Origin of the sequence: Kitasatospora humi (genome assembly GCF_020907985.1) — a bacterium.
Taxonomy (GTDB): Bacteria; Actinomycetota; Actinomycetes; order Streptomycetales; family Streptomycetaceae; genus Kitasatospora; species Kitasatospora humi.
In genome coordinates, this window is sequence record NZ_JAJJPA010000009.1 from 99,664 (window position 1) to 124,966 (window position 25,303).

Genomic DNA, 25,303 nt, shown 5'->3' on the forward strand with positions numbered 1-25,303 from the left:
CGACTGATATCCGTGCCGCAGAGGGAAAGGTCGCCCTGCCCGGGATGCGAAGGGCATCCCGGTGGGCGCGGGCCGGCGGGATGCCGCTCAGGCCTGGAGCGAGGCGAGTGCGGCCCGCAGCCGGCTCGCGGCTTCGTCGGCGACCTCGCTCAGCTCGGCGCGTTCGGCGACCTTCACCATCAGCTGCGGGTCCATCGCCTCGACCAGGGTGCCGCCTTCGGTCGACCGGACCACGACGTTGCACGGCAGCAGCAGCCCGATCCGGCGCTCCGCTGACAGCGCGCGGTGGGCGAGCAGTGGGTTGCAGGCGCCGAGGATGAGGTAGTCCTCCATCTCCTCGCCGAGCTTGGCCCGCATGGTGGCCTGCATGTCGATCTCGGTGAGTACACCGAAGCCCTGCTCGGCAAGGGCGGCGCGGACCCGCTCGACGGTCCGGCTGAACGGGGCGTTCAAGGTGATGGCGATGCCGTAGTCCAAGGAATCCTCCTGATCATCTGATAAATACCCCTACCGGTATCCATGACGCCAGGTTACACGCGCGGCACATGATTGCGGCCTATGCCAGTGCTGGTGCTGGTGCTGGAGGCGCTGCTGGTGACCCCGGCCGGCGTCGCCGCGTGGCTGGTCGCCCACCCCGTTGCCCAGGAGAAGGCCCGGCCTTCCCTCCGCTCGATTCGCAAGCAGAAGGAGTCCTGATGATCCCGCTGGTCAAGCCAAGTTCATTTGCTGGTGGTTGAACTGATGCTCCGTCAGTTCCTATCTGTCGGTGTCGAGTGCCTGTCCAACTGTCCTCGGGGCGCAGTTGAACACCGGGCCGCAGTCGCGGACAGCCGGGGCGCGGACCGTCAGCCGCCCACCGCCCACCCGCCGGCGCCCAGCTGCCGGGCGACCCGGGGGGCCTCCTCCCGCTGCACCAACAGGTCGACGAAACCCTCGGGCTGGTCCGGCCCCTGCTCGATCCGGACATCCTCGATGTTGACGCCGAGCTGCCCGACCGCTGCGAACACCCGGGCCAGCGCGCCCGGTTGGTTGGTGATGGCGACGCTCACCGCCGCGAGGTCGGCTGTCGGACCGCCGGCCTTGCGGTCGATGCGGGCCCGCCCCTGGTTGCCCTGTTCGAGCATGGCGTCCAGCCGGTCCGTCGCCCGCTTGCGCACCTCGGGATCCGGGCTGTCAAGCCCGCGCAGTGCCGTGACCGCCTGGCCGAGGTCGACGGCATAGGCGTCCAGCACGGCCGCCACCGCATCGGCGTTGGCCCGCAGGATCTCGCTCCAGAGCACGCGGTCGCCGGCCGCGATCCGCGTGACGTCGCGCAGCCCTTGCCCCGAGATCCGGATGCTGGCCTCCGCGGCTTGCGCGAGTCGGGCCGCCATCAGCGCGGAGACCAGGTGCGGGGCGTGCGAGGTGAGGGCGACGGCCTGGTCGTGGGCGACCGGGTCCATCACGACCGGGGTGGCGGAGCAGAGCGTGACCAGTTCCAAGGCCTGGTTGAGCACGGCCCGTTCGGTCCGGTCGGAGGGAGTGAGCACCCAAGGCCGGCCCTGGAACAGGTCGCCTCGGGCGGCCAGCGGGCCGGAGCGCTCGGTGCCCGCGAGCGGGTGGCCGCCGATGTAGCTCGACCGGTCGCCGCCGGTGGCCTCGATATCGTGCTGTGGGCGGGACTTCACGCTTCCGACGTCGGTGTACGCGAGGGCGGTGCCGCTGCGCTGGAGGCGCGTCAGCACCCCGGCGATGTGCGCCGGTGGCACGGCCAGGACGGCCAGATCCACCGGGCCGTCGGGTGGGAGCAGCGTGCCCGCGCCCATCGCCTCGGCGGTTCGCGCCGCCGTGCTGTCCACGTCGTCCAGGTGGACCGACACGCCGTGCGCGGCCAGTGCGAGGGCGATGGAGGTGCCGATCGCACCGGTCCCGACGACTACGGCGCTTCTCATCGGCGGCCACCGTTTGGGGTGAGGTCGATATTGACATGTCCGCGCTTATGGGTAAGCGGATCGTTCAGCGGCATGATCCCCTCCAGGAAGGTTGCTTGCGCGAGTGGCGGCGCGGCGGCGGTCCGCTGACGGCCCGAGTCCTCGATCATCCGGCGGTCGGCGCTGCCCGCCCGTGCTGCTGGTGGCGGACGTGCGGCCATTGCTCCCCGAGTCGGCCCTTCGGCGTGGCCGGCGCATGTCCCGGAAGTGGCCGCGCACCCTGGGGAGGCCCCCGGGTGCCATCGTGCCAGTGACGGCCGGGTCGGCGATACCCGTGGCGCGGCGGGCACGCCACCGTTTGCCGCACGGCGCCGGACGTGGGCGGAAGCTTCGGATCCTTCCCCGTGTGACCGCGGAAATGGCCTTCCCGTGGAATGTGGCAGTCCATGCCGTTCGTCGTTGCGAGCCTTGAGCTGACTTGTTTTCAGGAAATTCCCAGGTTGCTTACAAGGCCTGGTCGCTGACCGGCACTCAGCAACTCACCAGGTGAATCCGGTCCCACCCGTAGGACTGACGGCTCGACAGGAACGCCCACTACAGGTGACTATTGTGGCTGTTCGTGGGCATGGCGATCGGGCGGGGCCGACCAGCGGACCGGTGGGGCGAACGAGCATGTGCATTCCGGTCGGCCGGAGGAATGGATCTCCATTGCGGCAGGCAGCACGGCATGGCGGGGGAGAATCCAGCAATCCAGTGGGGCACCGGCCGACGGATGCCCGGCGCAGCCCGCGACAGCCAGGTTCCAAACCAACGGGGTGAGATGCTGTGAACCAGCCGGTAGCGTACGGGCAAGCGTCCGCGGTGGCGGGAGCTGATGTTGACATATCCGGTGACGAGGGGCGGAGAGCGGCGGAACGGCCACGGGCCATGGTCGTTCCCATCGCGTCACTGCGACCAGGAGATTCGCCCAGAACCGCCGGGTGGGACGCGGACCATGTCGCGAGGCTGGCGGAAATCGACGCGCCGCTGCAGCCGATCCTGGTCGAGCGCCACACGATGCGAGTGATCGACGGGGTGCATCGCGTGACGGCCGCTCTGCTGAAGGGCCGGCAGACGATCGAGGTCGAGTTCTTCGAGGGCAGTGCCGAGGACGCGTTCCTGCGTGCCGTCCAGGCGAACACCTCGCACGGCCTGCCCTTGTCGAACGCCGACCGGAGGGCGGCGGCTGAGCGGATCCTGCGGTCGCACCCGCAGCTGTCGGACCGTGCCATCGCCCGGGTGGCCGGGCTCGGCACCAACACGGTGGCCCGGTTGCGGCAGCGTTCGGCCGGGACGGCCGCGCAGCCCGAGGCCCGGATCGGCCGGGACGGCAAGGTGCGCCCGCTGAGCAGCGCGGAGGGGCGGTGGCGCGCCGCCGAACTCCTGCGGGAGCATCCGGACGCCTCGCTGCGCGAGGTGGCGCGACTGGCCGGGATCTCACCGGGGACGGTCGGCGACGTGCGCAGGCGCATGCAGGAGGGCCGGTCGCCCGTCGTCACGGGTACCAAGGTCTCCTCCAGGCGCGACGGTGACGGCGCCGCGGCCGGGCGGGCGGCCCGGCAGCGCCGGTCGCGCCAGGTGGGGGCGGCGCACCCGGACTACATCGCCGTCCTGGAGAAGCTGCTGCGCGACCCGGCCCTGCGACAGAAGGAGGAGGGCCGCCAACTGCTGCGGCTGCTGCGCCAGAACGCGATCGACACCCAGGAGTGGTCCGACCTGACCGCCGTGGTGCCGGCCCACTGCGGGGCGCTCGTGGTGGATCTGGCCCGCCAGTGCGCGGAGACCTGGCTGGAGTTCGCCCAGGAGCTCGACCAGCGGGTGCGCTCCACCGACCACTCGGCCCTCAGCGGCTGACCGGCGCACCACCGGTACCCGGATGGGTACCGCCGGCGTGCCGGCGTCCCGCGTGCCGGCGTCCTACCGGCCGGCGTCCCGCGGTCGTGCTGTCCCGCCACGGTGGCGTGGAACTCGACCGAGTCACGTGTCAGTTCCATGAACGCCTCCTCCAATGAGCCGCGCTGCTGGGCCAGTTCGTGCAGGCGCAGGCCGTTGGCACGGGTGAGGTCCCCGATCCGGGCCGGCTCCAGCCGAGGAACGGCTGCGGATCGCCCGCGAGTTGCACGACATCGTCGCGCACAGCCTGAGCCTGATCGCCGTTCGGGCCGGGGCGGCCCACTACGTGGATGACGCGGAGTCGGAGGGGGTGGCCTGGTCCGTCCGGCACAGGGAGGCGGCTGACCGCGGCTCCCGCCGAGCCCGCTCGACGAGCAGCCGACACGTCATGGGAACGGTACCCATCCTGGTGGGACGCGCCCGGGTACGGGTCGAACCAGGGTCTGGCATGCGCGCACGGGCGCAGCACCTCACGGAGCTCACCGCACCTCGTGGCGCTGCCGGTCGACCATGTCGAGGAGCGCCGCGTGGGTCTCGTGGTCGGCGGCGACGAGCAGGCCGCCCGCGCCGGTGTGCAGGGGCTGGCCGTGGATGCCGGTCACCACGCAACCGGCGGCCCGGCACAGGGCGATCCCGGCGGCGAAGTGCACGCTGTTGTCGTGGAGCCGGCCGTCGGTGACGTAGGCGGCCCGGCGGCCGGCGGCCACCCAGGTCACCGCCAGGGTGGTGGAGACCACCCGCGGGCGGAACCGCTCCACGAAGGCGGGCTCGGTGAGCAGCCGGGCCGCGCTGAAGCCGGGAGCGTTGGGGAAGGGCGGGTCGAGGTTGAGGTCGACCAGCCGCGAGTCGGCCGAGGGGACCAGCGGCTCGTCCTGGTCGCCGGTGCGCAGCCAGGCGCGCTCGCCGTCGGTCCAGAAGACCTCGTCGGTGAACGGGTCGGCGGCCGCGGCCGCGGTGGTCCCGGAGTCCGTCCGCAGGGCGACGTTCACCGCGACCAGCAGGTTGCGCACCGCGTAGTTGAGGGTGCCGCACAGCGGGTCGACCAGCCACCGGCGGGGCGCGTCCGCACTGCCGAGCTGTCCGACCTCCTCACCCGTCACGGCGTCGTCGGGACGGGCGGCTCGGAGCACATCGAGGATGGCCTGCTCGGCGGCCAGGTCCGCGGCCGTCGCGAAGTCCCCCGCGCCCTTGTCGAACCGGGCGAGCGACGCGCCGAACATCTCGCGCACCACGGCCGCCCCCGATCGTGCCGCGGCACGGGCCACCTCTGCGTCGGTTGCCGTCGTTGTGATCGTCATGACGGGAGCATAGGTGGTGGGCGGTCCACGGAACGAAGGAGCCCCAGGGCCCCGTCTTGCGTGGACCGGTCATGGGTCCAGCGAGTTGACGACCTGGCTGGTGGAGCCGTCATCAGTGGAGCGCGTCGAGGGCGGCCGCGGTGGCCTGGGCGATCAGGGCGTCGTCCGACTTGGCACACCGGGCTTGCCGCGGTCGGTCAGCACGGCGATGACGACGGGGGCGCGGCCGCCGTCCGGCCGGATGATCCCGATGTCGTTGCGGGTGCCGTAGCCGCCGTTGCCGGTCTTGTCGCCGACCTTCCAGCCGGCGGGCACGCACCGCCCGGATGTCCGGATGTACGGACCGCCGGTGGTGTGCCCACCGGCCAGTCGGTGAGCAGTTGCCGGCGGTCGCCGGCCAGGGTGCTGCCGAGGACGTAGCCGCGCAGGTCGGTGGCAATCACCCGGGGCGTGCTGGTGTCACGGGTGTCCCCGGGGGCCGCCTCGTTGAGGGTCGGTTCGGTCCGGTCGACGTTGGTGGTCCGGTCGCCGAGGTCGCGCAGCGCCTGCTGCACGGTGGCCGGGCCGCCAGCTCGGCGGTGACCAGGTTGGCGGCCGTGTTGTCGCTCTGCTCGATGGCGGCGATGGCCAGGTTCCGCACCTTCATGCCGTCGGCCACGTGCTCGGCGGTGACCGGTGCCCACGACAGCACGTCCTCCTGGCGGATCGCGGGTCAGGCAAGCGGTGTCAGCTGAACAGGTCGTAGGCGGCCGAGTCCAAGACCGTGATCACCAGGAGAGTGATAGCCCACTGCCTATGATGACCGGTCATGGACCTGCTGCGGCACCTTCGCTACTTCCGCGCCGTAGCCGAGGAGGGTCACGTCGGCCGGGCCGCGGAACGTCTGCGGATCGCCCAGCCCTCACTCTCCCAGCGGATCCGGCGCCTGGAAGGCGAGCTGGGCGTCACGCTCTTCGACCGCGGTCCGCGGGGTGTCGTCCTCACCCCGGCCGGCCGGTTGCTGCCGGCCGGTGCCGAGGAGGTGCTGGAATCCACCGCCCGCCTCCTCGGCACCGCGTCCGACCTGCGCACCGGCCGGGCCGGCACCCTGCGCGCGGCCCTGCCGCCCGACCTCGGCCCGGCCACGGTCGCCGCGCTGCTCACCCGGTTCCGGGTCGCCTCCCCGGGCGCCCGGCCGGAGGTGCGGGAGTTCCCGGTCACCGCGGTGAGCCGCGAACTCGCCCTGCGCACCGTGGACGTCGCGATGGTCCGCCACCCCTGCCCGGTCGCCGGGCTGGCCTTCGGACCGCTGCCGCACCAGCCGGTCGGTGTGCTGCTCGCCGCCGACGGGCCCCGGGTGGACCGCCCGGGGCTGGCGCCGGCCGAGCTGACCGGCCACCAGCTGGTGCTGTTCCCCCGCACCACCGCCCCGGCGCTGTACGACGAGATGCTCACCACACTGGCGCGGCACGGCTGCACACCGGCGGCCCTGGTCGACCAGCACCACGGCTCGGACGTCGCCCGTGCCCTGGTGCTCACCGGCGCCGCCGTCGCCCTGGTGCCCGGGACCACGCCACCACCCGGGACAGTCTGGCGCCCGCTGCGGGGCACCCCGCTGACCTGGCGCACCTCCACCGCCTGGCCCGCCGGCGGCGGTGGGCCCGCCGTCGGACGGTTCGCCGCGGCGGCCCAGCAGGTCCTCACCGACCCCGGCGGCCTGCCGGCCGAGCCGCCCAACCGCCCGCTCTTCGCCCGCCCCGCCACGGAGTTCCCCCTGTGAGAAGCGATACCAGTGACGCTCGCGCCCGCGCCCGGATCGCCGAGGCGTTCGCCGACGCCGGCGTGACCGGCCTGCTGCACGCCCGCGACCTCGACGGCGGCGCCGAACTCGCCCTCGGCGCGGACACCTTGGTCAGCACCGCCAGCGTCCACAAGCTCTGCGTGCTCACCACGCTGTTCCGCCAGGCCGCAGCCGGCCGGATCGACCTGACCCGCCAGCTCGACATCCCCGTCGGGGGCCGCACCGACGGCCCCACCGGGCTGGCCGCGATGCTGGACGCGGCACGGCTCTCGCTGCGCGACCTCGCCTACCTGAGCGTCGCCGTCAGCGACAACACCGCCGCCGACCTGATCTGGGACGAACTCGGCCTGGACGCCGTCAACAGCACCATGGCAGAGCTGGGCCTGACCAGGACCGTCGCCGTGCACAAGATCCGCGACCTGATCATGGCGCTGCGACTGGACACCGGCTGCGGCTCCCCGGTGGACCCGGCCGTAGTGGCCCGACTGCGCGTCCTCGACCCCGCCTTCACCAACCGCAGCACCGCCCGTGAGATGACCGCACTGCTCGCCGCCATCTGGCACGACCAGGCCTGCCCGGGCGAACACGGCGCCGCGCTGCGCCGGTTGCTCGCCCTCCAGGTCTGGCCGCACCGGCTGGCCTCCGGCTTCCCGTTCGACGACGTCCGGGTGAACGGCAAGACCGGCACCCTGCCGACGCTGCGCCATGAGGTCGGTGTCATCGAGTACCCGGACGGCGGGCGCTACGCCGTGGCGGTCTTCACCCGCGCCGCGGCCACCAACATCACCCTGCCCGCCGCCGACGCCGTGATCGGCACCGCGGCGCGGCTGGCCGTCGACGCCCTGCGGGAAGGCGGTGGAGTCCGCTAGGGCCGCGGACCGTCACGGAGGATCGAGCGTTCGCCGGGCCCCGCCGGGGTGGCGTCGTGCACCGGAGCCAACGGTGCGGCACGGAGGCCGGGAGCCGAGGCCCGGCTGGCGCGGACCATCGCCGCCCGGCTCCATGAGGCGGGGCAGACCCTGGAAGCCGCATGGGTCGGGGCAGACCCTGCAAGCCGTGGAGGAAGTACCGCGCTCGCACCGGGGTGGACCGCAAGGCGTCACAACGCCGGTGACAGCAGAGCCTCCTGGTAGCGGAGCACGACCAGCCGGGCGAGCGCGTCATGGGAGCCCAGCGGGGCGGAGGTGAGGCAGGCGCCGGAGGCGGCCGCGCGGCGGGCGAAGAAGCCGGGGCTCAGCAGGTAACCGGCGACGGCGACCTGCCGGTGCCCGGCCGCCCGCAGCGCGGCGACCGCCTCGGTGGGAGTGGGCCCGGCGCCGCACAGGTTCGCCGGAACCACGGGCGGGCTGCCGGGCAGGTGCTCGCGCAGCAGCGCGGCCATCGCGGCCGTGTCGGCGCCCGCAGCGGGGTCGGTGGAGCCGGCCGCCGCCAGCACCAGGGCCGACCGCGGCACCCGGGCCCGCCAGCCGGCCGCGTGCAGGCGGTCCGCCAGCGCCGCCGCCAGCAGCGGGTGCGGCCCCAGCGGGCGGGCGAGCCGGGCCCGGAGGTGGGGCGCCGCGGCCAACGCGGCGGGGATGTCGACCCGGTGGTGGTAGCCGGTGCCCAGCAGCAGCGGCACCAGCACCACCTCGCCGCGCAGCCGCGCCAGTGCCTCCGGAAGGGCGGGCCGGGCCAGATCCAGGAAGCAGCGTTCGACGCGCAGTCCGGGGCCCAGGGCCCGGACCCGGGTCAGCAGCGCCTCCATGGTCGCCGCGCCGGCGGCCACCCGGGTGCCATGGGCGACGGCGAGCAGGGTCGGGCGCCCGGACCCGGCCGTCACCCCGTCGCCAGCCGGTAGCCGCGCTTGGGCACCGTGCGGATCAGGTCGCCGTGCCGGCCCAGCGACTGCCGCAGCCGGGCGATCGCGGCCTCCACCGCGTGCTCGTCGGCCTCCGAGTCCGCCCAGGCGCGGCGCAGCAGGTCGGCACGGCTGAGCACCCAACCGGGGTGCTCCGCGAGGGCGCGCAGCAGCGCTGCGCTCTTGGGCGAGAGCCAGTGACTCTCGCCCGCCACCAGCAACGCGTTGCCCTGGAGCACCAGTTCGCGGCCGGCCACGGTCAGCACCTGCCGGCTCCGGGCAGGCAGCGCCTCGGTGAGGGTGCGCACCAGGGCACCGAGGCGGCCGCGCTCCGGCCAGATGACCGGGAGGCCGGCCGCCAGCAGCGGGCGGGCGCAGACCGGGCCGACGCAGACGGCGACGGTCTGACCGCGCAGCGCCTCCAGCACCGGCCCCTCCAAGCCATCGGCTCGCGCCGTGGCCAGGAAGGCGGTGATCGCGGAGGCACTGGTGAAGGTCAGGGCGTGGATCTCGCGGCGGGCGGTCTGCTCGACCAGTCGCCGCACCGGCCCCGCGTCGTCCGGTGGCGCCCAGCGGTAGACCGGCACCGGGATCACCTCGGCGCCGCGCTCGCGCAGTGCGGCGGCGAAGTCGTCGAGCGGGAGCCCGTGCTCCTGCACGGCGATCCGGCGGCCCGCGAGCGGCCGGGCCAGCAGCCACGTCAACAGTTCGCCGGTGGCTTCGGTCCGCGGCGACCAGGCCTCGTCCAGACCACTGGCGCGCACCGCGCCGGTCGCCTTCGGGCCGCGGGTCAGCACCAGCGCGTCGCGGCACGCGGCAGCCAGCTCGCCGCCCCGCCCCCAGCCGTCGGCCGCGCTCATCCAGCCGCGCCAGCCCAGGCCGGTGGTGGCCACCACGTAGTCCAGCGGCGCCCGCAGGCACTGCTCGGTGGCCCGGCGCAGCGCCAGGTCGTCCTCCAGCGGCAGGATGCGCAGCGTCGGCGCCTCCACCACGCGCGCGCCCCGCCGGGTGAGCAGCGCGACCAGCTCGTCGCGGCGCCGTGCGGCGGTGACGCCCACGGTGAACCCGGTCAGCGGGGGAAGTTCAGTGGGGCTCATGGACGCAGGTTCGACGCCGCCTGTTACCGGGAGGTTGCCCGGTTATCAAGTTGGCGTAAGCGAAACGCCCCTCCGTGTTACGGCCGATGTCGGCCGGCCCACCCCGTCCCGGTCACGGCGTGAGCAAGGTGTGCCGCGGGCGCAACACCCGGGACAAGGCCGGGTAACGCCCACCCGTCAGATTCGTCGCCATGACCACCACCACCCCGGCCGCGACGGCGACGCACTGCCCGTACTGTTCACTGCAGTGCGGCATGCTGCTCGCTCCGACGGCGATCGGCAGTGCGGTGCCGGTTCACGTGCGGGAGCGCGCGGACTTTCCCGTCAACCGCGGCGCGCTGTGCGGCAAGGGCCGCAGTGCCGCCGCGCTCCTGGGCCCCGGCACCCGGCTCAGCACACCGCTGGTACGCACCGACGGAGGCGAACTGCGCGCCGCCGGTTGGGATGAGGCGCTGGACCGGGTGGCGGCCGGTTTCGCCGCGATCCGGGCCGAGCACGGCGCGGACGCGGTCGGGGTGTTCGGCGGCGGCGGGCTGACCAATGAAAAGGCCTACCAGCTCGGCAAGTTCGCCCGGGTCGGGCTCGGCACGGCGACCATCGACTACAACGGCCGGTTCTGCATGTCCTCGGCCGCCGCCGCCGGACGGCTCGCCTTCGGCCTGGACCGGGGTCTGCCGTTCCCGCTCGCCGACATCCCGCACACCGACTGCCTGATCCTGGTCGGCGCCAACCCGGCCGAGACCATGCCGCCGGCGCTCCGCTACTTCCGCGAACTGCGCGAGAACGGCGGTACGTTGATCGTGGTGGACCCGCGCCGCACCCGGACCGCCGAGCAGGCCGATCTGCACCTGCAGCCGCTGCCCGGCACCGATCTGGCGCTGGCACTGGGCCTGCTGCACCTCCTGATCGCCGACGGGACGGTCGACACCGACTTCGTGGCGGAGCGCACCGCCGGCTTCGAACAGGCCCGGGCGGCCGCCATGGCGCACTGGCCCGAGCGGGTGGAGGCGCTCACCGGGGTTCCGATGCACCAACTACGAGAGGCGGCAAGGCAGTTCGGCCAGGCCCGGACGGGCATGGTGCTCACCGCCCGCGGCCCGGAGCAGCAGAGCAAGGGCACCGACACGGTGGGCGCCTGGATCAACCTGTGCCTGGCGGCGGGCAAGGCGGGACGGCCCTACTCCGGCTACGGCTGCCTCACCGGCCAGGGCAACGGCCAAGGCGGCCGCGAGCACGGCCAGAAGGCCGACCAACTGCCCGGCTACCGCTCCATCGAGGACCCCGTCGCCCGCGCCCACGTCGCCGCGGTGTGGGGCGTCGACCCGGACACCCTGCCGCGCAGCGGCCGATCCGCCTACGAGCTGCTGGACAGCCTCGGCCGGCCCGGCCCGGACGGCGTGCGCGCGCTCCTGGTGATGGGCTCCAACCCGGTGGTCTCGGCCCCGCGCGCGGCCCACATCACCGGGCGGCTGCGGAAGTTGGAGCTGCTGGTGGTCTGTGACGCGGTGCTCTCCGAGACCGCCCAGCTCGCGGACGTGGTGCTGCCCAGCACCCAGTGGGCGGAGGAGACCGGCACCATGACCAACCTGGAGGGCCGGGTGATCCTGCGCCAACAGGCCGTGGCGCCGCCGCCCGGAGTCCGCAGCGACCTGCGGATCCTGCGGGAGCTGGCCGAACGGCTGGACGCCCCGGCCGACTTCGACGACGACCCGGAAACCGTCTTCGCCGAGCTGCGCCGCGCCTCGGCCGGCGGACAGGCGGACTACGCCGGCCTCGACTACCGGCGGCTGCGCGCCGAGGACGGCGTCTTCTGGCCCTGCCCCACCGCCGACCACCCGGGCACCGCGCGGCTCTTCCTCGACCGCTTCGCCACCCCGGACGGCCGCGCCCGCTTCGCCCCCGTCACCCACCGCCCGGCGGCCGAGCAACCCGACCCGGAGTACCCGCTGTACCTGACCACGGGGCGGGTGCTCGCCCAGTACCAGAGCGGCGCCCAGACCCGCCGGGTCGCCGAGCTCACCGCCGCCGCGCCGGGCCCCTTCGTCGAGCTGCACCCGCGGCTCGCGGCCCGCCTCGCAGTCACCGACGGCGAACCGCTGGCGGTCGTCTCACGGCGCGGCCGCGCCCTCGCCCCGGCCAGGATCACCGACACGATCCGCCCGGACACCGTCTTCATGCCCTTCCACTGGTCAGGGCCGGGCCGGGCCAACACGCTGACCAACCCGGCACTGGACCCGACGTCGAAGATGCCCGAGTTCAAGGTCTGCGCCGTTCGTGTGGAGAAGGTCCTGACATGACACGAGACCGACGGATCGCCGTGATCGGCGCGGGCATGGCGGCCGCGAGGTTCGCCGAGCGCTACCACGCGCTCGGCGGCACCGCCCGGGTCACCCTCTATGGCGCGGAGCCGCGCGCCCCCTACAACCGGGTGCTGCTCGCCGACGTGCTCACCGGCCGCTACGACGCCGAGACCATCGCCCTGCCGTTCGGCCGCGCCGACCTGCGGCCGGGCGCCGAGGTGGTCGGCCTCGACCCCGCCGCCCGCCGGCTCACCCTCGCCGACGGCAGCACGGAGACGTGGGACCAGCTGGTGCTGGCCACCGGCGCCAACCCGGTGCTGCCCCCGATCCGCGGCCTGCGCCGCCCCGACGGAACCGGCCTGCGCGACGGCGTGCACGCACTGCGCACCCTCGCCGACTGCGCCCGGCTCAGCGAGGACGCCACCTCGGCCGAGCGCGCCGTCGTCATCGGCGGCGGAGTGCTCGGCGTCAGCACCGCCCGAGCCCTGGCCGCACTCGGCGTCGCCGTCGAAATCGTGCACCAGGGACCGCACCTGATCGAGCGCCAGCTGGACGAGGACGCCGCGCTGGCCCTGCGGGGCGCCCTGCGCACCCTCGGCGTCGAGACCTACCCCGGCAACCGGGTCAGGGCCGTCACCGCCGCCGGCGAAGTCGAACTGGCCAACGGCCACCGGCTCGACACCGACCTGATCGTGCTCGCCTGCGGAGTGCGCCCGCGCACCGCCCTCGCCCACGCGGCGGGCCTGGCGGTCGGCACCGGGATCGTCGTCGACGACACCCTCGCCACCGGTGCCCCGCACGTCCACGCGATCGGCGACTGCGCCCAGCACCGCGGCACCGTCCACGGACTGGCCGGACCCGCCTGGGAACAGGCCGACGTCCTCGCCGCCCGCCTCTGCGGGGCCGATCCCGAGGCCCGCTACACCGGCTCCCGGCCGCTGGCCCGGCTCACCGCCGGTCCGATCGAGTACGCGGCCTTCGGCGACGTCCAGCCCGACGAGCACCCCGAGTTGGACGTGCTGCGCCTGACCGACGCCACCCGCGGCAGCTACAAGAAGCTGGTGCTGCGCGGCGACCGCCTGGTCGGCGCGATCCTGCTCGGCGACCTGGCCACCGTCGGCGACCTCGCCCGGGCCCTGGAACGCGACGACCCCCTCCCGGACCATCCCCTGCACCTGCTCACCACCCTTGGAGCCGCCCGATGACGACTGAACACCGCCTGCGCGAGCTGGTCCTGGTCGGCCACGGCATGGTCGGCCAGCGCTTCCTGGAGGCCTTCACCGAGCAGCCGGGCGCGGCCGGCTGGCGGATCACCGTGCTCGCCGAGGAGCCCCGCGCCGCCTACGACCGGGTCCACCTCACCTCCTGGTTCTCCGGCACCAGCGCCGAGGAGCTGTCACTGACCCCGGTCGGCTTCCTCGCCGAGCACGGCATCGACCTGCGCCTGTCCGACCCGGCCGTGGCGATCGACCGCGCTGCCCGCACCGTAGCCTGCGCCTCCGGCACGGTGCTGCACTACGACGCGCTGGTGCTGGCCACCGGCTCCTACCCGTTCGTGCCCCCGGTCCCCGGCCACGACGCGACCGGCTGCCACGTCTACCGCACCATCGAGGACGTGGAGCGGATCCGCGCCGGAGCCGAGACCGACGGCACCAGGATCGGCGTGGTGGTCGGCGGCGGCCTGCTCGGCCTGGAAGCGGCCGGCGCCCTCACCGCGCTCGGCCTGGAGACCCACGTCGTGGAGTTCGCACCACGGCTGATGGCCATCCAGGTCGACGAGGGCGGCGGCCGGCTGCTGCGCCGCAAGATCGAGGACCTCGGCGTCAACGTCCACACCGGCGCGGGCACCCAGGCGATCCTCACCGACGAGCACGGCCGGGTCCGCGCGATGCGCCTGAGCGACGGCCGCGAACTCCCCGCTGACCTGGTGGTCTTCTCCGCCGGCGTGCGGCCCCGCGACCAACTCGCCCAGGAGAGCGGCCTGCCGGTCGGCGAGCGCGGCGGCATCGTGGTCGACGAGCGCTGCCGCACCCGCGACCCGCACGTCCACGCCATCGGCGAATGCGCCCTGGCCGTGGACGGCAAGGTCTACGGCCTGGTCGCCCCCGGTTACGCGATGGCCGAGACCGCCGCCCGCTCCATCGCCGGCGAACTGCTCGCCGAGCACCGCTTCACCGGCGCCGACACCTCCACCAAACTCAAGCTGCTCGGTGTCGAAGTCGCCAGCTTCGGCGACGCCCACGGCACCACCGAAGGCGCCGTCGACGTCCTCTACAGCGACAGCCGCTCCGGCGTCTACAAGAAGCTGGTCATCGGCGGCGACGGGCAGCTGCTCGGCGGTGTGCTGGTCGGTGACACCGAGTCCTACGGCCTGCTGCGGCCCCTCGCCATCGGCGGCAAGCCGCTCACCACCGCGCCCGAACAGCTGGTGCTGCCGGCCGGACCGGCCCCGGCGAGCGGGCCGGTCGCGCTGCCGGACGAGGCGATCGTCTGCTCCTGCCACAACGTCAGCAAGGGCGAGATCCGCGCCGCCGTCGCCGACCAGGGCTGCGCCACCGTGCCCGAGGTGAAGAAGTGCACCAAGGCCGGTACCGGATGCGGAAGTTGCGTCAAACTGCTGGGCAGCATCGTCGCCGAGGAGCTGGCGGCCGGCGGCGTCACCGTCGACAAGGGCCTGTGCGAGCACTTCGGGCAGACCCGCAGCGAGCTCTACGAGGTCGTCCAGGTGGCCGGCATCACCAGCTTCTCCGAGCTGCTGGACCGCTACGGACGCGGCGGCGAAGGCTGCGAGCTGTGCAAACCCGCCGTCGCCTCGATCCTCGCCGGTCTCACCGGGGGCCACATCCTGGACGGCGAGCAGGGTGCGTTGCAGGACACCAACGACCACTTCCTGGCCAACCTGCAGCGCAACGGCTCCTACTCGGTGGTGCCCAGGATCCCCGGCGGCGAGATCACCCCGCAGGGACTGATCACCATCGGCGAGATCGCCCGCGACCACGGCCTCTACACGAAGATCACCGGCGGCCAGCGGATCGACCTGTTCGGCGCCACCGTCGACCAACTGCCGCACATCTGGCGGCGCCTGGTGGACGCCGGCTTCGAGTCCGGCCACGCCTACGGCAAGTCACTGCGCACCGTGAAGTCCTGCGTGGGCCAGACCTGGTGCCGCTACGGCGTGCAGGACTCGGTCGGCCTCGCCATCGAACTGGAGCTGCGCTACCGGGGATTGCGTTCCCCGCACAAGATCAAGGCCGCCGTCTCCGGCTGCGCCCGCGAGTGCGCCGAGGCACAGGGCAAGGACTTCGGCGTCATCGCCACCTCGGCCGGCTGGAACCTCTACGTCGGCGGGAACGGCGGCATGACGCCCCGGCACGCCGACCTGCTGGCCGCCGACCTGGACAAGGAGACCCTGCTGCGCACCATCGACCGGTTCCTGATGTTCTACATCCGCACCGCCGAGCGGCTGGAGCGCACCTCCGTCTGGCTGGACCGGATCGAGGGCGGCCTGGAGCACCTCCGGCAGGTGGTGCTGGAGGACTCGCTCGGCATCTGCGCCGAGCTCGACGCCCTGATGGCCCGTCACATCGCCCGCTACCAGGACGAGTGGGCCGCCGTGCTGGCCGACCCGGACCGGCTGCGCCGCTTCACCTCGTTCGTCAACGCCCCCGGCGCGCCCGACCCGACGGTGACCTTCGTCCCGGAGCGCGACCAGATCCGCCCCGCCCGCCCCGACGAGGACGGGCGCATCCTCGCCCCGGCGCTGGTCGCCGGCCCCCACCTGGAGGTGCGCAGCGCATGACCGACACGACGACCTTGACCGAGACCGGTGCGGTCGAGATCCTGGACGGCCGCGGATGGACCCGGATCTGCGACTACGCGCAACTCACCCCCGGCCGCGGCGTCGCCGCCCTGAGCGCCGAGGGCCGGCAGGTCGCGGTCTTCCGGGACCGTTCGGGCGCGGTGTACGCAGTGGACAACCGCGACCCGTTCAGCGGTGCCTACGTGCTCTCGCGCGGCATCCTCGGCAGCCGCGCCGGCGTGCCGACCATCTCCTCCCCGATGTACCAGCAGGTCTTCGACCTGCGGGACGGCCGCTGCCTGGACGAGGAGACCGCGCCCGACGGACGGCCCGCGGTGCTGCGGGTCTGGCCCGTGCGGATCGCCCCGGTGACCCCGCGATGAGCACGGCGACCAAGAGCGCCGGCCGCAGCCCGTCGATCACCGAATGGCGGCCGGAGGACGACGACTTCTGGTCCGAGGTCGGGGCCCGGGTGGCCCGGCGCAACCTGGTCTTCTCGGTGCTGTCCGAGCACATCGGCTTCTCGGTGTGGAGCCTCTGGTCGGTGCTGGTGCTCTTCCTGGGACCGGCCTACCACATCGATCCGGCCGGCAAGTTCACCCTGACCGCCCTGCCCACCGCGCTCGGCGCGCTGCTGCGGCTGCCCTACGGCTACGCCGTGGCCCGGTTCGGCGGCCGCAACTGGACCGTTGCGAGCGCCCTGCTGCTGGTGGTACCGACCGCGCTGGCCGGCCTGGTGCTGCGGCCCGGCGTCTCCTACGGCACCTTGCTCGCGGTCGCCTGCGTGGCGGGCGCCGGCGGCGGCAACTTCGCCTCCTCGATGGCCAACATCAACGCCTTCTACCCGCAGCGGCTCAAGGGCTGGGCCCTCGGCATCAACGCCGGCGGCGGCAACCTCGGTGTTCCCGTCGTGCAACTGGTCGGCCTGGTCGTGCTCGCCACGGCCGGCGCCGCCCACCCAGGGCTGGTCCCGCTGGTCTACCTCCCGCTGATCGTGCTGGCGGCGCTCGGCGCGGCCCTCAGGATGGACAACAATCCCGCGCTGACGAACGACCGGCGCGCGCTGCCCGAGGTGCTGCGGGAGCCGCACAGCTGGGTGCTGTCGCTGCTCTACCTCGGCACCTTCGGCAGCTTCATCGGATTCAGCTTCGCCTTCGGGCAGGTGCTCCAGGTGCAGTTCCACCACACCTTCGACACCCCGGTGAAGGCCGCCTACCTGACCTTCCTCGGCCCGCTGCTGGGATCGCTCTGCCGGCCGGTCGGCGGACGGCTGGCCGACCGCCGCGGGGGCGCCAGGACCGCCCTGGCCGCCTTCCTGCTGATGGCCGCCGGCACGGGCGTGGTGCTCGCCGCCTCCCGGGCCGACTCGCTGCCGCTCTTCCTGACCGGCTTCACCGCCCTGTTCGTGCTCAGCGGCATCGGCAACGGCGCCACCTACAAGATGATCCCGGCCGTCTTCCAGGCCCGGGCCCGCGCGGCGGTCGGGGCCGGTGCCGACCCGACCGCCGCCGAGCACGACTCCCGCCGCCGCGCCACCGCGCTGATCGGACTCGCCGGCGCGATCGGTGCCTGTGGCGGGGTGCTGGTCAACATCGCCTTCCGCCAGTCCTTCCTGACGGGCGGAAGCGGCGACGCCGCCTATCTGGCCTTCCTGGCCGCCTACGCCCTCTGCTCGGTGCTGACCTGGGCGGTCTACCTGCGGCCGGGCGCCGGAAAGATCCGAGCCGGTACCATCTGACGGCCCGTTCGGTTCGTCGAGAGGTCAGTGGATGGTTACCCAGAGCCCGCAGCAGCCTTTCCGGCCCGAGGGGGAGGGGTTCGGGCGGCGGCGGTTCCTCGGCTTCGTCCTGGCGGCCTCCACGCTGACCGTGGCCGCCCAACTGGGCGAGGGCGCGGCGGCGCCGAAGGCCGCCGCCGCAGTGCCGGGCCTGCCGGAGCCGGCCGAACTCTACGACCTGAACGACATGTTGACCGACGCCACGCTGCTGACGGCCAACCTGATCACCATCACCATGAACCCGGACGGCACCGCGTCCTTCGCCCTGCCGCGCGCCGAGGTGGGGCAGGGGGTGACCACCTCCACCGCCATGCTGATCGCCGAGGAGCTGGACCTGCCGCTGGACAAGGTGCGGGTCACCCTGGCCGACGCCCGACCGGAGTTGGTCTTCAACCAGCTCACCGGCGGCTCCAACACCACGATCTCCACCTACACACCGGTCCGGGTCGCCGCCGCGACGGCCAAGCAGCGGCTCCTGGAGGCGGCCGCCGCGGAGTTGGGCGCGCCGCTCTCCGCGCTCTCCGCCCTCCAGGGCGTGATCACCGCTCCCGACGGCCGCTCCCTCGGCTACGCCGAACTCGCCGTCAAGGCGGCCAGCCTGACCAACCTGCGGGTAGCGGTGACCCTGAAGGCCGCATCCGCGTTCCAGGTCATCGGCACCCCGCAGAACCGGATCGACGCGCTGGACGCGGTGACCGGCCGCAAGCAGTTCGCCATGGACGTCAAGGTGGCGGGCGCGATGCCGGCGATGATCTGCCGCCCGCCGACGATCAACGGCACGGTGGTCTCCGTGCAGAACCTGGCGGCGGTGCAGGCGATGCCGGGAATCACCGACGTCGCCGTGGTCTCCACCGGCGTGGCCGTGCGCGGGCGCACCTTCGGGCAGTGCATCGACGCCGTAAGGGCGCTGCAGGTCACCTGGGGGCCGGGCAGCGAGGACCACGCCACCGACGCCACCGTGCTGGCCGAACTCCGCGCGGCCGAGAACCCGCTGGTCACCCCGCCGCTGCCGCTGCTCACCGAGGCGATCGACGCCCGCTTCACCTTCCACTTCGCCAGCAACAGCCCGCTGGAGACCAACTGCGCCGTCGCCGACGTCCGTTCGGACAGCGCCGAGATCTGGGCCTCGGTCAAGGCGCCCATCACGGCGCAGGAGGAGATCGCCGCCAAGCTGGGACTGCCGGTGACCGCCGTGACCGTCCACTGCGTGCAGGGCGGCGGCTCCTTCGGCCGGAAGCTGTTCCACGACGCCGCGTTGGAGGCCGCCGAGGTCTCCCAGAAGATGGGCAAGCCGGTGCGGCTGATGTGGCACCGGACCGACGACTTCCGCCACGGCCGGGTCCACCCGATGTCCACCTCCCGGGTGCGGGCCACCTACTCGCTCGGCCAGGTGCTCACCATGGACCAGCGGCACACCTCCGTGGCCACCGAGTTCGGGCACGGCCTGGGTGAGATCATCACCTCGCTGGCCGCCAAGCTGCCGGTCGGCGGGCTCGCCTTCTCCGAGACCATCTTCACCCTCACCCAGCAGACACCGTACAACTTCGGGGTCACCAGCCAGCTGCTGACCGAGGTCGACAACGGGTTCCACACCGGCAGCATGCGCAACATCTACTCGCCCAACGTGCGCTGCGCGCAGGAGCTGGTCGTCGACCGGCTGGCGGCCGCGATGGGCCGGGACCCGTACGAGTTCCGCCGCGAGTTCCTGAAGGACCGGCGGGCCGTCGCGGTCCTCGACAAGGTCGCCCAAGTCGGCAACTGGGGACGCGCGATGGCGCCGGGCACGGCGCAGGGCATCGCGATCCACCCCGAGTACCACGGGTTCGTCGCCGTGCTCGCCGAGATCGACTGCACTGCGGCCACCGTCAACCGGCAGATCCCCGACGCCGTCACCGGCCCGCGGGTCACCAAGGTGGTGTGCGCGGTCGACGTCGGCCTGGCCGTCAACCCCAAGGGCCTGGAGGCCCAGATGATGGGCGGCATCATGGACGGCATCGCGATCACCCTCACCTCCAGCCTGCACCTGCACAACGGAGTTTTCCAGGAAGGCAGTTGGGACAACTACTTCTACACCCGGCAGTGGAACACCCCGACCGAGCTGGACATCATCGTGATGCCGCCGACCACCGGAACCCCTGGTGGCGCCGGGGAGTTGGCGGTCGCCGGTGCGATGGCGGCAGTGGCCTGCGCCTACGGTCGGGCGACCGGGACCATGCCGACCACCTTCCCGATCAACCATGACGCGCCGCTCGCCTTCACGCCGCTGCCGACCGTCCCGCCGATCCCGCAGTCGCCCACCGACGGCCTGAGCCGCGCGTACTAGGAGTCCATCCCCTTGCCTCAGCACACCTTCATCCTCAACGGGCAGCAGGTCACCGTGGACGTCGAGGACGACGTCCGGCTGCTCTGGGTCCTGCGCGACGTCCTCGGCGTGACCGGCCCCAAGTACGGCTGCGGGCTGGGCGTCTGCCAGGCCTGCACCAGCCACATCAACGGCAAGGCGTTCAACCCGTGCTCGGTGCCGGTGGGTGACCTCCAGCCCACCGACCGGGTCACCACCATCGAGGGCCTGCCCGCCACGGTCGGCAGGGACCTGCACCCGATGCAGGAAGCCTGGCTGCAGTTCGACGTCCCGCAGTGCGGCTACTGCCAGCCCGGACAGATCATGGCCGCCGTCGCCAAGGTGCTCCAAGCCCGGGCCGCCGGCAGGCAGCTCGGTGACACCGACTACGACGAGATCCGCAACATCTGCCGCTGCGGCACCTACTACCGGATCCGGGAGGCGATCGCGGCAGCCGAGAACCAGTTCTGAACGGCGTGGGGCGCCCCGGGCCGCCGGAGCGCCCATCGGCCGTTCAGACCACGGCACTTCGGTAGCGGTCGAGTGACACGAACTGGCGTCCTCCATCGGTCAGTTCGCCGAACCGCAGGTCCCGGCGGGTGGCCACGGCGGCGGCCTCCTCGCAGACGTCGGTCACCGTGTCATCGACCGTGCCCTCATCGCTCCACGGTTCCATTGGTCGGGCAAATGGTCGCTGCCCGCCTTCTGTACAGCCACCGGTGGATGTGGTGACATGTTTGCATCAGGAGCGTCCGCTGGAGAAGCGGGGACTTGGCTGCACCCGCGTCGGCCAACCCGGCTCCCCGTGCACCGAAACCCGCACCGGCAGAAGCATCCTGACGGCCACTCAGCACCTTCCCCCACCCCGCCCGGGACCGCGGCACTCCCCTCGGTCCCGGCCAGGTGCGAGCCCGACCGCGCCGGGTCCACCGGCCGACCAACGGATGAGCCGCCCCACCGGCGCATCCGTTCCGGGGTGAAGCATCGTCTCGCCGCCCGGACAGCCGGGCGGCCCTGCCACCCCGGCCGTCGCCGGGGTTCCGGAGGTACCAGATGAGAGCACTGCCCGCCGCACTGCGCGCCCCGCTCCTGTTCGCCGCCGCCGTCGCCCTCGCCGGCCTGGCGGCGGCCCCGGCCACCGCGCAGACCAGCGCGCTGCCCTTCCAGTGCCAGGCGACCCCGCCGGTAGGCTCGGCGCAGACGTTCACCCTGAGCGCCAGTGCCGACGCCACCGCACCCGCCACCGTGACGACCGGCCAGACTTTCAGCGTCACCATCGCCCCCGGCGCCCTCACCGTGCCGACCTCGGTGAGCGGCAACACCATCAACTCGATCAGTGGAATCACCCTGTCGATGCCGGTGCCGGCCAACGCCTCGCTCAGCGGCGTGAGCCTGTCCGGCGGCTCGGGCCTGGGCTCCGGAGCGCCGACCACCAGTGTCAGCGGCGGCACCATCAGCCTCAAGGTGCCCGGGCCCATCGCCGGCGGCAGCACCTTCACCCTGCCCACCATCACCCTCCGCCTGACGGCGGGCGCGGCCGGCGGCACGGTCAGCACCCAACTCGCCGGCAGCAACTACACCAGCCCCGGCCTTACCTTCACCGCGACCGTGCCGGTGCTCTTCTTCACCGTGTCGGTCCCCACCAGTTGCTACCCGTCACCCAGCCCGGTGCTCAGCACCACGAGCATCACCTCCTGAGCCGCGTCCGTCGGACGCACCGCGTCCCCTGCGCGGCGTCCGACGGCGGCAACCGCGCCCCCGCGCCAGGCCACCGGCACGGGGGCGCCCGGCCCGCCGGCGCGGGAGGCCCGGCCCGCCGTCTTCGACGTGGTCGGCCGGCACCGCGAGGCCGGCGACGTGCTGGTCCACGACGCCCGCTTCCCCGCCGCCCTGCGCCCGGGCGACCTGCTGGCGATCCCCGGCCGCGGGGAGACGGAAGGTGGGCGTGGGAATTGTGAGCCGGGGGACGCGAGACGGAAGTCGGGAGACTGCGAGCCGGAGCTGAGTATCGTGGTTGCGCGCAGCCCGCTGGCTTTGGCAACTCACCGGTCGAGAGGGGACACCGTGTCCAACTCCGCACAGATCGACGTCGTCCGCCGCTTCTACGGCGCGAAGGGCGACTTGGACGTCATCAGGTCGGTGGTGGCCGAGGACGCGCGCTGGGACATCGCCGAGGGCTTCCCCAACGGCGGCGTTCACCAGGGACTCGGTCGCATCATCAGCGAATTCTTCCCGTTCCTCGCCGACTTCGAGGAGTTCCGCTGCGTGGGCGACGCGTTCTTCGAGGACGGCGACCACGTCATCGTCCTCGGCCGCTACCTCGGGACCACCACCGGTGGCAACGCGGTGAGTTCGCGCTTCGCGCACGTGTTCACCGTGCGAGCGGGAAAGATCACCGAGCTGCGGCAGACCTCCGACACGCTCCCCATCGCCCGCGCGCTCGCAGGGTGAGCTCGACGAGTGCTCGACGGTTGAGCTCCTGTGCTCGGCGGGCGGGTCGGTGAGCCCGCGCGCTCGGCGTGTGGGTCCGTGAGCCCGCGCGCTCGGCCGGTGCGGCCGGGCGCGCGGGAGCAGTGTCACCAGGCGGCCTCCTGGTAGTCCTTCAGGAACACCCCCGCCAGCGGAGCGCCGGCCTCGCCGCGGACGATGGGGTGGTAGATCCGGGCGGCGCCGTCGACCACGTCCAGCGGGGTGCGGAAGCCGCGGGCGGCGATCCGGGCCTTCTTGGGCGCCGGGTTCTCGTCGGTGATCCAGCCGGTGTCCACCGCGCACATGTGGACGCCTCGGGTGGCGAGTTCGGCCGCGCTGGTGCGGGTGAGCATGTTGAGCGCGGCCTTGGCCATGTTGGTGTGCGGATGGCCGGGGGTCTTGTGGGTGACGGCGAACCGTCCCTCGACGGCGGTGACGTTGACGACGTAGCGGTTGCGGTGCGGAGAGGCCAGCAGCAACGGCAGCAGCCGGTCGCAGAGCAGCGCCGGGGCCACCGCGTTGACCAGCTGCACCTCCAGCAGCTCGGCCGGGTCCAGCTCACCGAGCCGGGCCGACCAGGAGTTGGCGGTCCGGGTGTCCGGGAGCAGGCCGGCCTCATCGGTGCGCGGGGCCGGCGAGGTGGCCACGGAGCCGCTCGGCAGCGCGGCGAGCGGAGCGAAACCCGGTGCGTACCAGATCTCGCGCCCGGGCCCGGCCGGCAGCTCCGGCGACTCGCCCGCCGCCAGCACCGCATATGCCTCGGGCGGCCGCCGGATGGTCTGCGCGGCATTGTTGACCAGGATGTCCAGCGGTCGGCCCTGCTCCCGCAGCCGCTCGCAGAGCGCGAGCACCTGGCGTGGGTCACGCAGGTCGACACCGACCACGGTGAGGCGCTCCAGCCACTGCTCGCTGCCCGGCGCTGCCCGGAACCGGCGCAGGGTGTCCTGCGGGAACCGGCTGGTGACGGTCAGTTCGGCGCCGTCGCGCAGCATCATCAGTGCCAGCTGGAAACCGATCTTCACCCGTCCGCCGGTGAGCAGCACCCGGCGGCCGCGCAGATCCGTGCTGATCGCCCGGTTGGCGCCGTTCTGCTCGGCGCAGCCCGGGCAGAGCATGTGGTAGAAGCCGTCCACCTGACGGTAGTCGACCTTGCAGACATAACAGCGACGCGGCCGCCGCAACTCACCGGGGCTGGCTGCGGCGGCGGGCGTGGCCAGCGGCGCGTCCTCGTGGCGGCCGGTTGCTCCGGTGGCGGTGGCGGCCAGCAGTGCGGCGTCGGCTGCTTCCTTCGCCGCGCGGGCGCCCTGGCGCCGCTCGCGGCGGCTCTCCCGGGCGAAGGTTCCGATCATCCGGCCGGCGTGCCGGCGGACCGGGTGGCCGAGGGGGAGTTGGCGCAATCGCCCGAGCGTGCGGGTGAACGCGGCCAACTCCTCCTCGGTGATGTCTATGTCGGACATGGTGCTTCTCCGCTTGCCACCTGATGGGCCTGCCCGGGCGGACCGGACAGCTGTGGCGCGATGGTAGGCGCTCGGTGAGCTGCGACGAAACCGGTTTCCGCCTCGCCCCGGTCCGGGAGTCCGGGCGCGGCGGTGCGACGGCATGCTCGGGATCCAGCCAAGATGAGCCCAGCATCCGCCATGGGATGATCTTGGTGGGATGGCGGTCGGGCCAGTGCTGACGCGGCATGCGCAGGACGGTGGCGGGTGAGGGGATGCTGGTCTTTCTTCGCGCTGGTGGTTGTCTGCAATCGGTCTTGCGGTGATCGTCACGCCGAGGGGTGAGTGCCCCCGGTCAGTAGGCCGGTGCGGTCATGTGGTGGGGGTGGTGGGCGGCGACGTCGTGGGCGGCTTGGACGAAGGCGGCGACGGCTGCGGATCGCGAGGCCTCCGACCAGGCGACCATGACCGCGCTGGGGCTGAGGCCGGTGACCGGCCGGTATGCGATGTCCGGTCGCTGGTGCCGCTTGGTGGTCGAGAGTGACAGGAACGCCACTGCCTGGCCCAGCGCGACCACCTCCAGGAGTTGCTCGACGCTGGCCACGAGCGGCCCTTCAGGAGTGTCGGCCGGCGCCGAGCCGGTGTGGTCATCGCCCGCTTCCGCTCCGTCGCATCCTGTGTAGTAGGCGGTGTTGGCGGGGTCGGCCCCTTTCCAGCGCGGGATCGGTTCGCCCTTGAGGTCGGCCAGCCGCAGTCGCCGGCGTCCGGCCAGGGGATGCCCGGCGGGGAGAACGGCCAGTCGCGGCTCGACCACGAGCGTCTGGGAATCCAGCCCTTGACCGTCGAACGGGCTGCGCAGCAGCGCTACATCGGCACGGCCGTCCCGCAGCATGGCGATCGGCTCTCCGCTGCCGGCGACGACGACTTCGGGCGGCGGCAGATGCGAACCCGTTCCCCGGTAGGCGGCGAGGACCTCCCGCAGCAGCCCGGCATCGCCTTCCGGCTTGACCGCCACGACGAGCTTGGGTGTCGGCTGACCGGCCCGGCGTGCTCGCCGGGCCGCCGCGTGCACCGCGTCGACCGCGATCCGGGCCTGGTCGAGCAGCACCTGACCGGCGGTGGTCAGCCTCACCTGCCGGGTGGTGCGCTCCAGCAGGCGTACGCCGACCCGGGACTCCATCTGAGCGATCGCCTTCGACAGCGGGGGCTGCGCCATCCCCAGGCGTTGCGCGGCCCGGCTGAAGTTCAGTTCCTCGGCGACCGCGATGAAGTACCTCAGCTCCCGCACCTCTAGCTCACTCATATCCGTGGACTATAGATCCAGAGT

At 73.1% G+C, this 25,303-nt stretch carries 23 protein-coding genes; 13 read left to right on the plus strand and 10 right to left on the minus strand.

What is annotated here, in order from left to right; genetic code table 11:
• Positions 1–87: 87 nt before the first annotated feature.
• Complete coding sequence (locus tag LN042_RS12295) at positions 88–477, minus strand: DUF302 domain-containing protein (protein ID WP_230051187.1); 390 nt, start codon at positions 475–477, stop codon at positions 88–90.
• Between the two features lie 81 nt (positions 478–558).
• Between LN042_RS12295 and LN042_RS12300 the strand changes: the two genes are divergently transcribed.
• Positions 559–696, plus strand: coding sequence for a hypothetical protein (locus LN042_RS12300; RefSeq protein ID WP_230051188.1), 138 nt, complete (start codon positions 559–561; stop codon positions 694–696).
• Between the two features lie 149 nt (positions 697–845).
• Here the strand turns inward: LN042_RS12300 and LN042_RS12305 are convergent, their stop codons facing one another.
• On the minus strand, positions 846–1,931 hold the full coding sequence (locus tag LN042_RS12305; RefSeq protein WP_230051189.1) for a prephenate dehydrogenase: 1,086 nt from the start codon (positions 1,929–1,931) through the stop codon (positions 846–848).
• On the minus strand, positions 1,928–2,131 hold the full coding sequence (locus LN042_RS12310; RefSeq protein WP_230051190.1) for a hypothetical protein: 204 nt from the start codon (positions 2,129–2,131) through the stop codon (positions 1,928–1,930). Before LN042_RS12310 ends, LN042_RS12305 begins: the two co-directional genes overlap by 4 nt.
• Before the next feature lie 862 nt (positions 2,132–2,993).
• Between LN042_RS12310 and LN042_RS37240 the strand changes: the two genes are divergently transcribed.
• Positions 2,994–3,803 (plus strand): transcriptional regulator, encoded by an 810-nt coding sequence (locus tag LN042_RS37240; protein WP_308191797.1) that lies wholly within the window; start codon positions 2,994–2,996, stop codon positions 3,801–3,803.
• 518 nt (positions 3,804–4,321) lie between these two features.
• Here the strand turns inward: LN042_RS37240 and LN042_RS12330 are convergent.
• Both LN042_RS12330 and LN042_RS12335 read right to left on the minus strand, forming a co-directional pair.
• Positions 4,322–5,140: an inositol monophosphatase family protein gene (locus tag LN042_RS12330; RefSeq protein ID WP_230051193.1), complete on the minus strand. Its 819-nt coding sequence runs from the start codon at positions 5,138–5,140 to the stop codon at positions 4,322–4,324.
• A gap of 153 nt (positions 5,141–5,293) precedes the next feature.
• Positions 5,294–5,455, minus strand: a complete 162-nt coding sequence (locus LN042_RS12335) for a serine hydrolase (protein WP_230051194.1) — start codon at positions 5,453–5,455, stop codon at positions 5,294–5,296.
• Positions 5,456–5,948: 493 nt separating this feature from the next.
• Here LN042_RS12335 and LN042_RS12340 point away from each other — a divergent pair, with 493 nt between their 5' ends.
• Together LN042_RS12340 and LN042_RS12345 are read left to right on the plus strand one after the other, a co-directional pair.
• Positions 5,949–6,899: a LysR family transcriptional regulator gene (locus LN042_RS12340; protein WP_230051195.1), complete on the plus strand. Its 951-nt coding sequence runs from the start codon at positions 5,949–5,951 to the stop codon at positions 6,897–6,899.
• Positions 6,896–7,789, plus strand: a complete 894-nt coding sequence (locus LN042_RS12345; protein WP_230051196.1) for a serine hydrolase — start codon at positions 6,896–6,898, stop codon at positions 7,787–7,789. Before LN042_RS12340 ends, LN042_RS12345 begins: the two co-directional genes overlap by 4 nt.
• 230 nt (positions 7,790–8,019) lie before the next feature.
• Here LN042_RS12345 and LN042_RS12350 read toward each other — a convergent pair whose 3' ends face one another.
• Both LN042_RS12350 and LN042_RS12355 read right to left on the minus strand, forming a co-directional pair.
• Entirely contained in the window at positions 8,020–8,739 is a 720-nt protein-coding gene (locus LN042_RS12350; RefSeq protein ID WP_230051197.1) for a sirohydrochlorin chelatase, read from the minus strand.
• On the minus strand, positions 8,736–9,854 hold the full coding sequence (locus LN042_RS12355) for a uroporphyrinogen-III synthase (RefSeq protein ID WP_230051198.1): 1,119 nt from the start codon (positions 9,852–9,854) through the stop codon (positions 8,736–8,738). Before LN042_RS12355 ends, LN042_RS12350 begins: the two co-directional genes overlap by 4 nt.
• 191 nt (positions 9,855–10,045) lie before the next feature.
• On the opposite strand from LN042_RS12355, the gene LN042_RS12360 reads away from it, so the two are divergent.
• From LN042_RS12360 to LN042_RS12390, 7 genes are read left to right on the plus strand one after another with little or no spacing between them, the layout of a single operon-like run.
• A complete protein-coding gene (locus tag LN042_RS12360) occupies positions 10,046–12,151 on the plus strand; it encodes a molybdopterin oxidoreductase family protein (protein WP_230051199.1) in 2,106 nt (701 codons plus the stop codon).
• Entirely contained in the window at positions 12,148–13,359 is a 1,212-nt protein-coding gene (locus LN042_RS12365; RefSeq protein ID WP_230051200.1) for an NAD(P)/FAD-dependent oxidoreductase, read from the plus strand. Before LN042_RS12360 ends, LN042_RS12365 begins: the two co-directional genes overlap by 4 nt.
• Positions 13,356–15,953: a nitrite reductase large subunit NirB gene (gene nirB, locus LN042_RS12370; protein ID WP_230051201.1), complete on the plus strand. Its 2,598-nt coding sequence runs from the start codon at positions 13,356–13,358 to the stop codon at positions 15,951–15,953. Before LN042_RS12365 ends, nirB begins: the two co-directional genes overlap by 4 nt.
• Positions 15,950–16,336: a nitrite reductase small subunit NirD gene (gene nirD / locus LN042_RS12375; protein ID WP_230051202.1), complete on the plus strand. Its 387-nt coding sequence runs from the start codon at positions 15,950–15,952 to the stop codon at positions 16,334–16,336. Before nirB ends, nirD begins: the two co-directional genes overlap by 4 nt.
• Positions 16,333–17,691, plus strand: a complete 1,359-nt coding sequence (locus LN042_RS12380) for a nitrate/nitrite transporter (RefSeq protein ID WP_230051203.1) — start codon at positions 16,333–16,335, stop codon at positions 17,689–17,691. Before nirD ends, LN042_RS12380 begins: the two co-directional genes overlap by 4 nt.
• 31 nt (positions 17,692–17,722) lie before the next feature.
• On the plus strand, positions 17,723–20,053 hold the full coding sequence (locus LN042_RS12385; RefSeq protein ID WP_230051204.1) for a molybdopterin cofactor-binding domain-containing protein: 2,331 nt from the start codon (positions 17,723–17,725) through the stop codon (positions 20,051–20,053).
• 12 nt (positions 20,054–20,065) lie between these two features.
• Positions 20,066–20,542, plus strand: coding sequence for a (2Fe-2S)-binding protein (locus LN042_RS12390; RefSeq protein WP_230051205.1), 477 nt, complete (start codon positions 20,066–20,068; stop codon positions 20,540–20,542).
• Between the two features lie 43 nt (positions 20,543–20,585).
• Here the strand turns inward: LN042_RS12390 and LN042_RS12395 are convergent, their stop codons facing one another.
• Positions 20,586–20,747 (minus strand): hypothetical protein, encoded by a 162-nt coding sequence (locus LN042_RS12395; RefSeq protein ID WP_230051206.1) that lies wholly within the window; start codon positions 20,745–20,747, stop codon positions 20,586–20,588.
• A gap of 377 nt (positions 20,748–21,124) precedes the next feature.
• Here LN042_RS12395 and LN042_RS12400 point away from each other — a divergent pair, with 377 nt between their 5' ends.
• Together LN042_RS12400 and LN042_RS12405 are read left to right on the plus strand one after the other, a co-directional pair.
• Positions 21,125–21,769 carry a cyclase gene (locus LN042_RS12400; protein WP_230051207.1) on the plus strand — a complete coding sequence of 215 codons (645 nt, stop codon included), beginning with the start codon at positions 21,125–21,127 and terminating at the stop codon, positions 21,767–21,769.
• 366 nt (positions 21,770–22,135) lie between these two features.
• Entirely contained in the window at positions 22,136–22,522 is a 387-nt protein-coding gene (locus tag LN042_RS12405) for a nuclear transport factor 2 family protein (protein ID WP_230051267.1), read from the plus strand.
• A gap of 125 nt (positions 22,523–22,647) precedes the next feature.
• Here LN042_RS12405 and LN042_RS12410 read toward each other — a convergent pair whose 3' ends face one another.
• Entirely contained in the window at positions 22,648–23,997 is a 1,350-nt protein-coding gene (locus LN042_RS12410) for an SDR family NAD(P)-dependent oxidoreductase (RefSeq protein WP_230051208.1), read from the minus strand.
• A gap of 334 nt (positions 23,998–24,331) precedes the next feature.
• Positions 24,332–25,279, minus strand: a complete 948-nt coding sequence (locus LN042_RS12415) for a LysR family transcriptional regulator (RefSeq protein ID WP_230051209.1) — start codon at positions 25,277–25,279, stop codon at positions 24,332–24,334.
• Between the last annotated feature and the right edge of the window lie 24 nt (positions 25,280–25,303).

Bases quoted from the DNA above. Each gene is read 5' to 3' on its own strand.
- LN042_RS12300 (WP_230051188.1), top strand. From the start codon at position 559: ATGCCAGTGCTGGTGCTGGTGCTGGAGGCGCTGCTGGTGACCCCGGCC.
- LN042_RS12305 (WP_230051189.1), bottom strand. From the start codon at position 1,931: ATGAGAAGCGCCGTAGTCGTCGGGACCGGTGCGATCGGCACCTCCATC.
- LN042_RS12310 (WP_230051190.1), bottom strand. From the start codon at position 2,131: ATGGCCGCACGTCCGCCACCAGCAGCACGGGCGGGCAGCGCCGACCGC.
- LN042_RS12330 (WP_230051193.1), bottom strand. From the start codon at position 5,140: ATGACGATCACAACGACGGCAACCGACGCAGAGGTGGCCCGTGCCGCG.
- LN042_RS12340 (WP_230051195.1), top strand. From the start codon at position 5,949: ATGGACCTGCTGCGGCACCTTCGCTACTTCCGCGCCGTAGCCGAGGAG.
- LN042_RS12355 (WP_230051198.1), bottom strand. From the start codon at position 9,854: ATGAGCCCCACTGAACTTCCCCCGCTGACCGGGTTCACCGTGGGCGTC.
- LN042_RS12360 (WP_230051199.1), top strand. From the start codon at position 10,046: ATGACCACCACCACCCCGGCCGCGACGGCGACGCACTGCCCGTACTGT.
- LN042_RS12365 (WP_230051200.1), top strand. From the start codon at position 12,148: ATGACACGAGACCGACGGATCGCCGTGATCGGCGCGGGCATGGCGGCC.
- nirB (WP_230051201.1), top strand. From the start codon at position 13,356: ATGACGACTGAACACCGCCTGCGCGAGCTGGTCCTGGTCGGCCACGGC.
- nirD (WP_230051202.1), top strand. From the start codon at position 15,950: ATGACCGACACGACGACCTTGACCGAGACCGGTGCGGTCGAGATCCTG.
- LN042_RS12380 (WP_230051203.1), top strand. From the start codon at position 16,333: ATGAGCACGGCGACCAAGAGCGCCGGCCGCAGCCCGTCGATCACCGAA.
- LN042_RS12385 (WP_230051204.1), top strand. From the start codon at position 17,723: ATGGTTACCCAGAGCCCGCAGCAGCCTTTCCGGCCCGAGGGGGAGGGG.
- LN042_RS12395 (WP_230051206.1), bottom strand. From the start codon at position 20,747: ATGGAACCGTGGAGCGATGAGGGCACGGTCGATGACACGGTGACCGAC.
- LN042_RS12400 (WP_230051207.1), top strand. From the start codon at position 21,125: ATGAGAGCACTGCCCGCCGCACTGCGCGCCCCGCTCCTGTTCGCCGCC.
- LN042_RS12410 (WP_230051208.1), bottom strand. From the start codon at position 23,997: ATGTCCGACATAGACATCACCGAGGAGGAGTTGGCCGCGTTCACCCGC.
- LN042_RS12415 (WP_230051209.1), bottom strand. From the start codon at position 25,279: ATGAGTGAGCTAGAGGTGCGGGAGCTGAGGTACTTCATCGCGGTCGCC.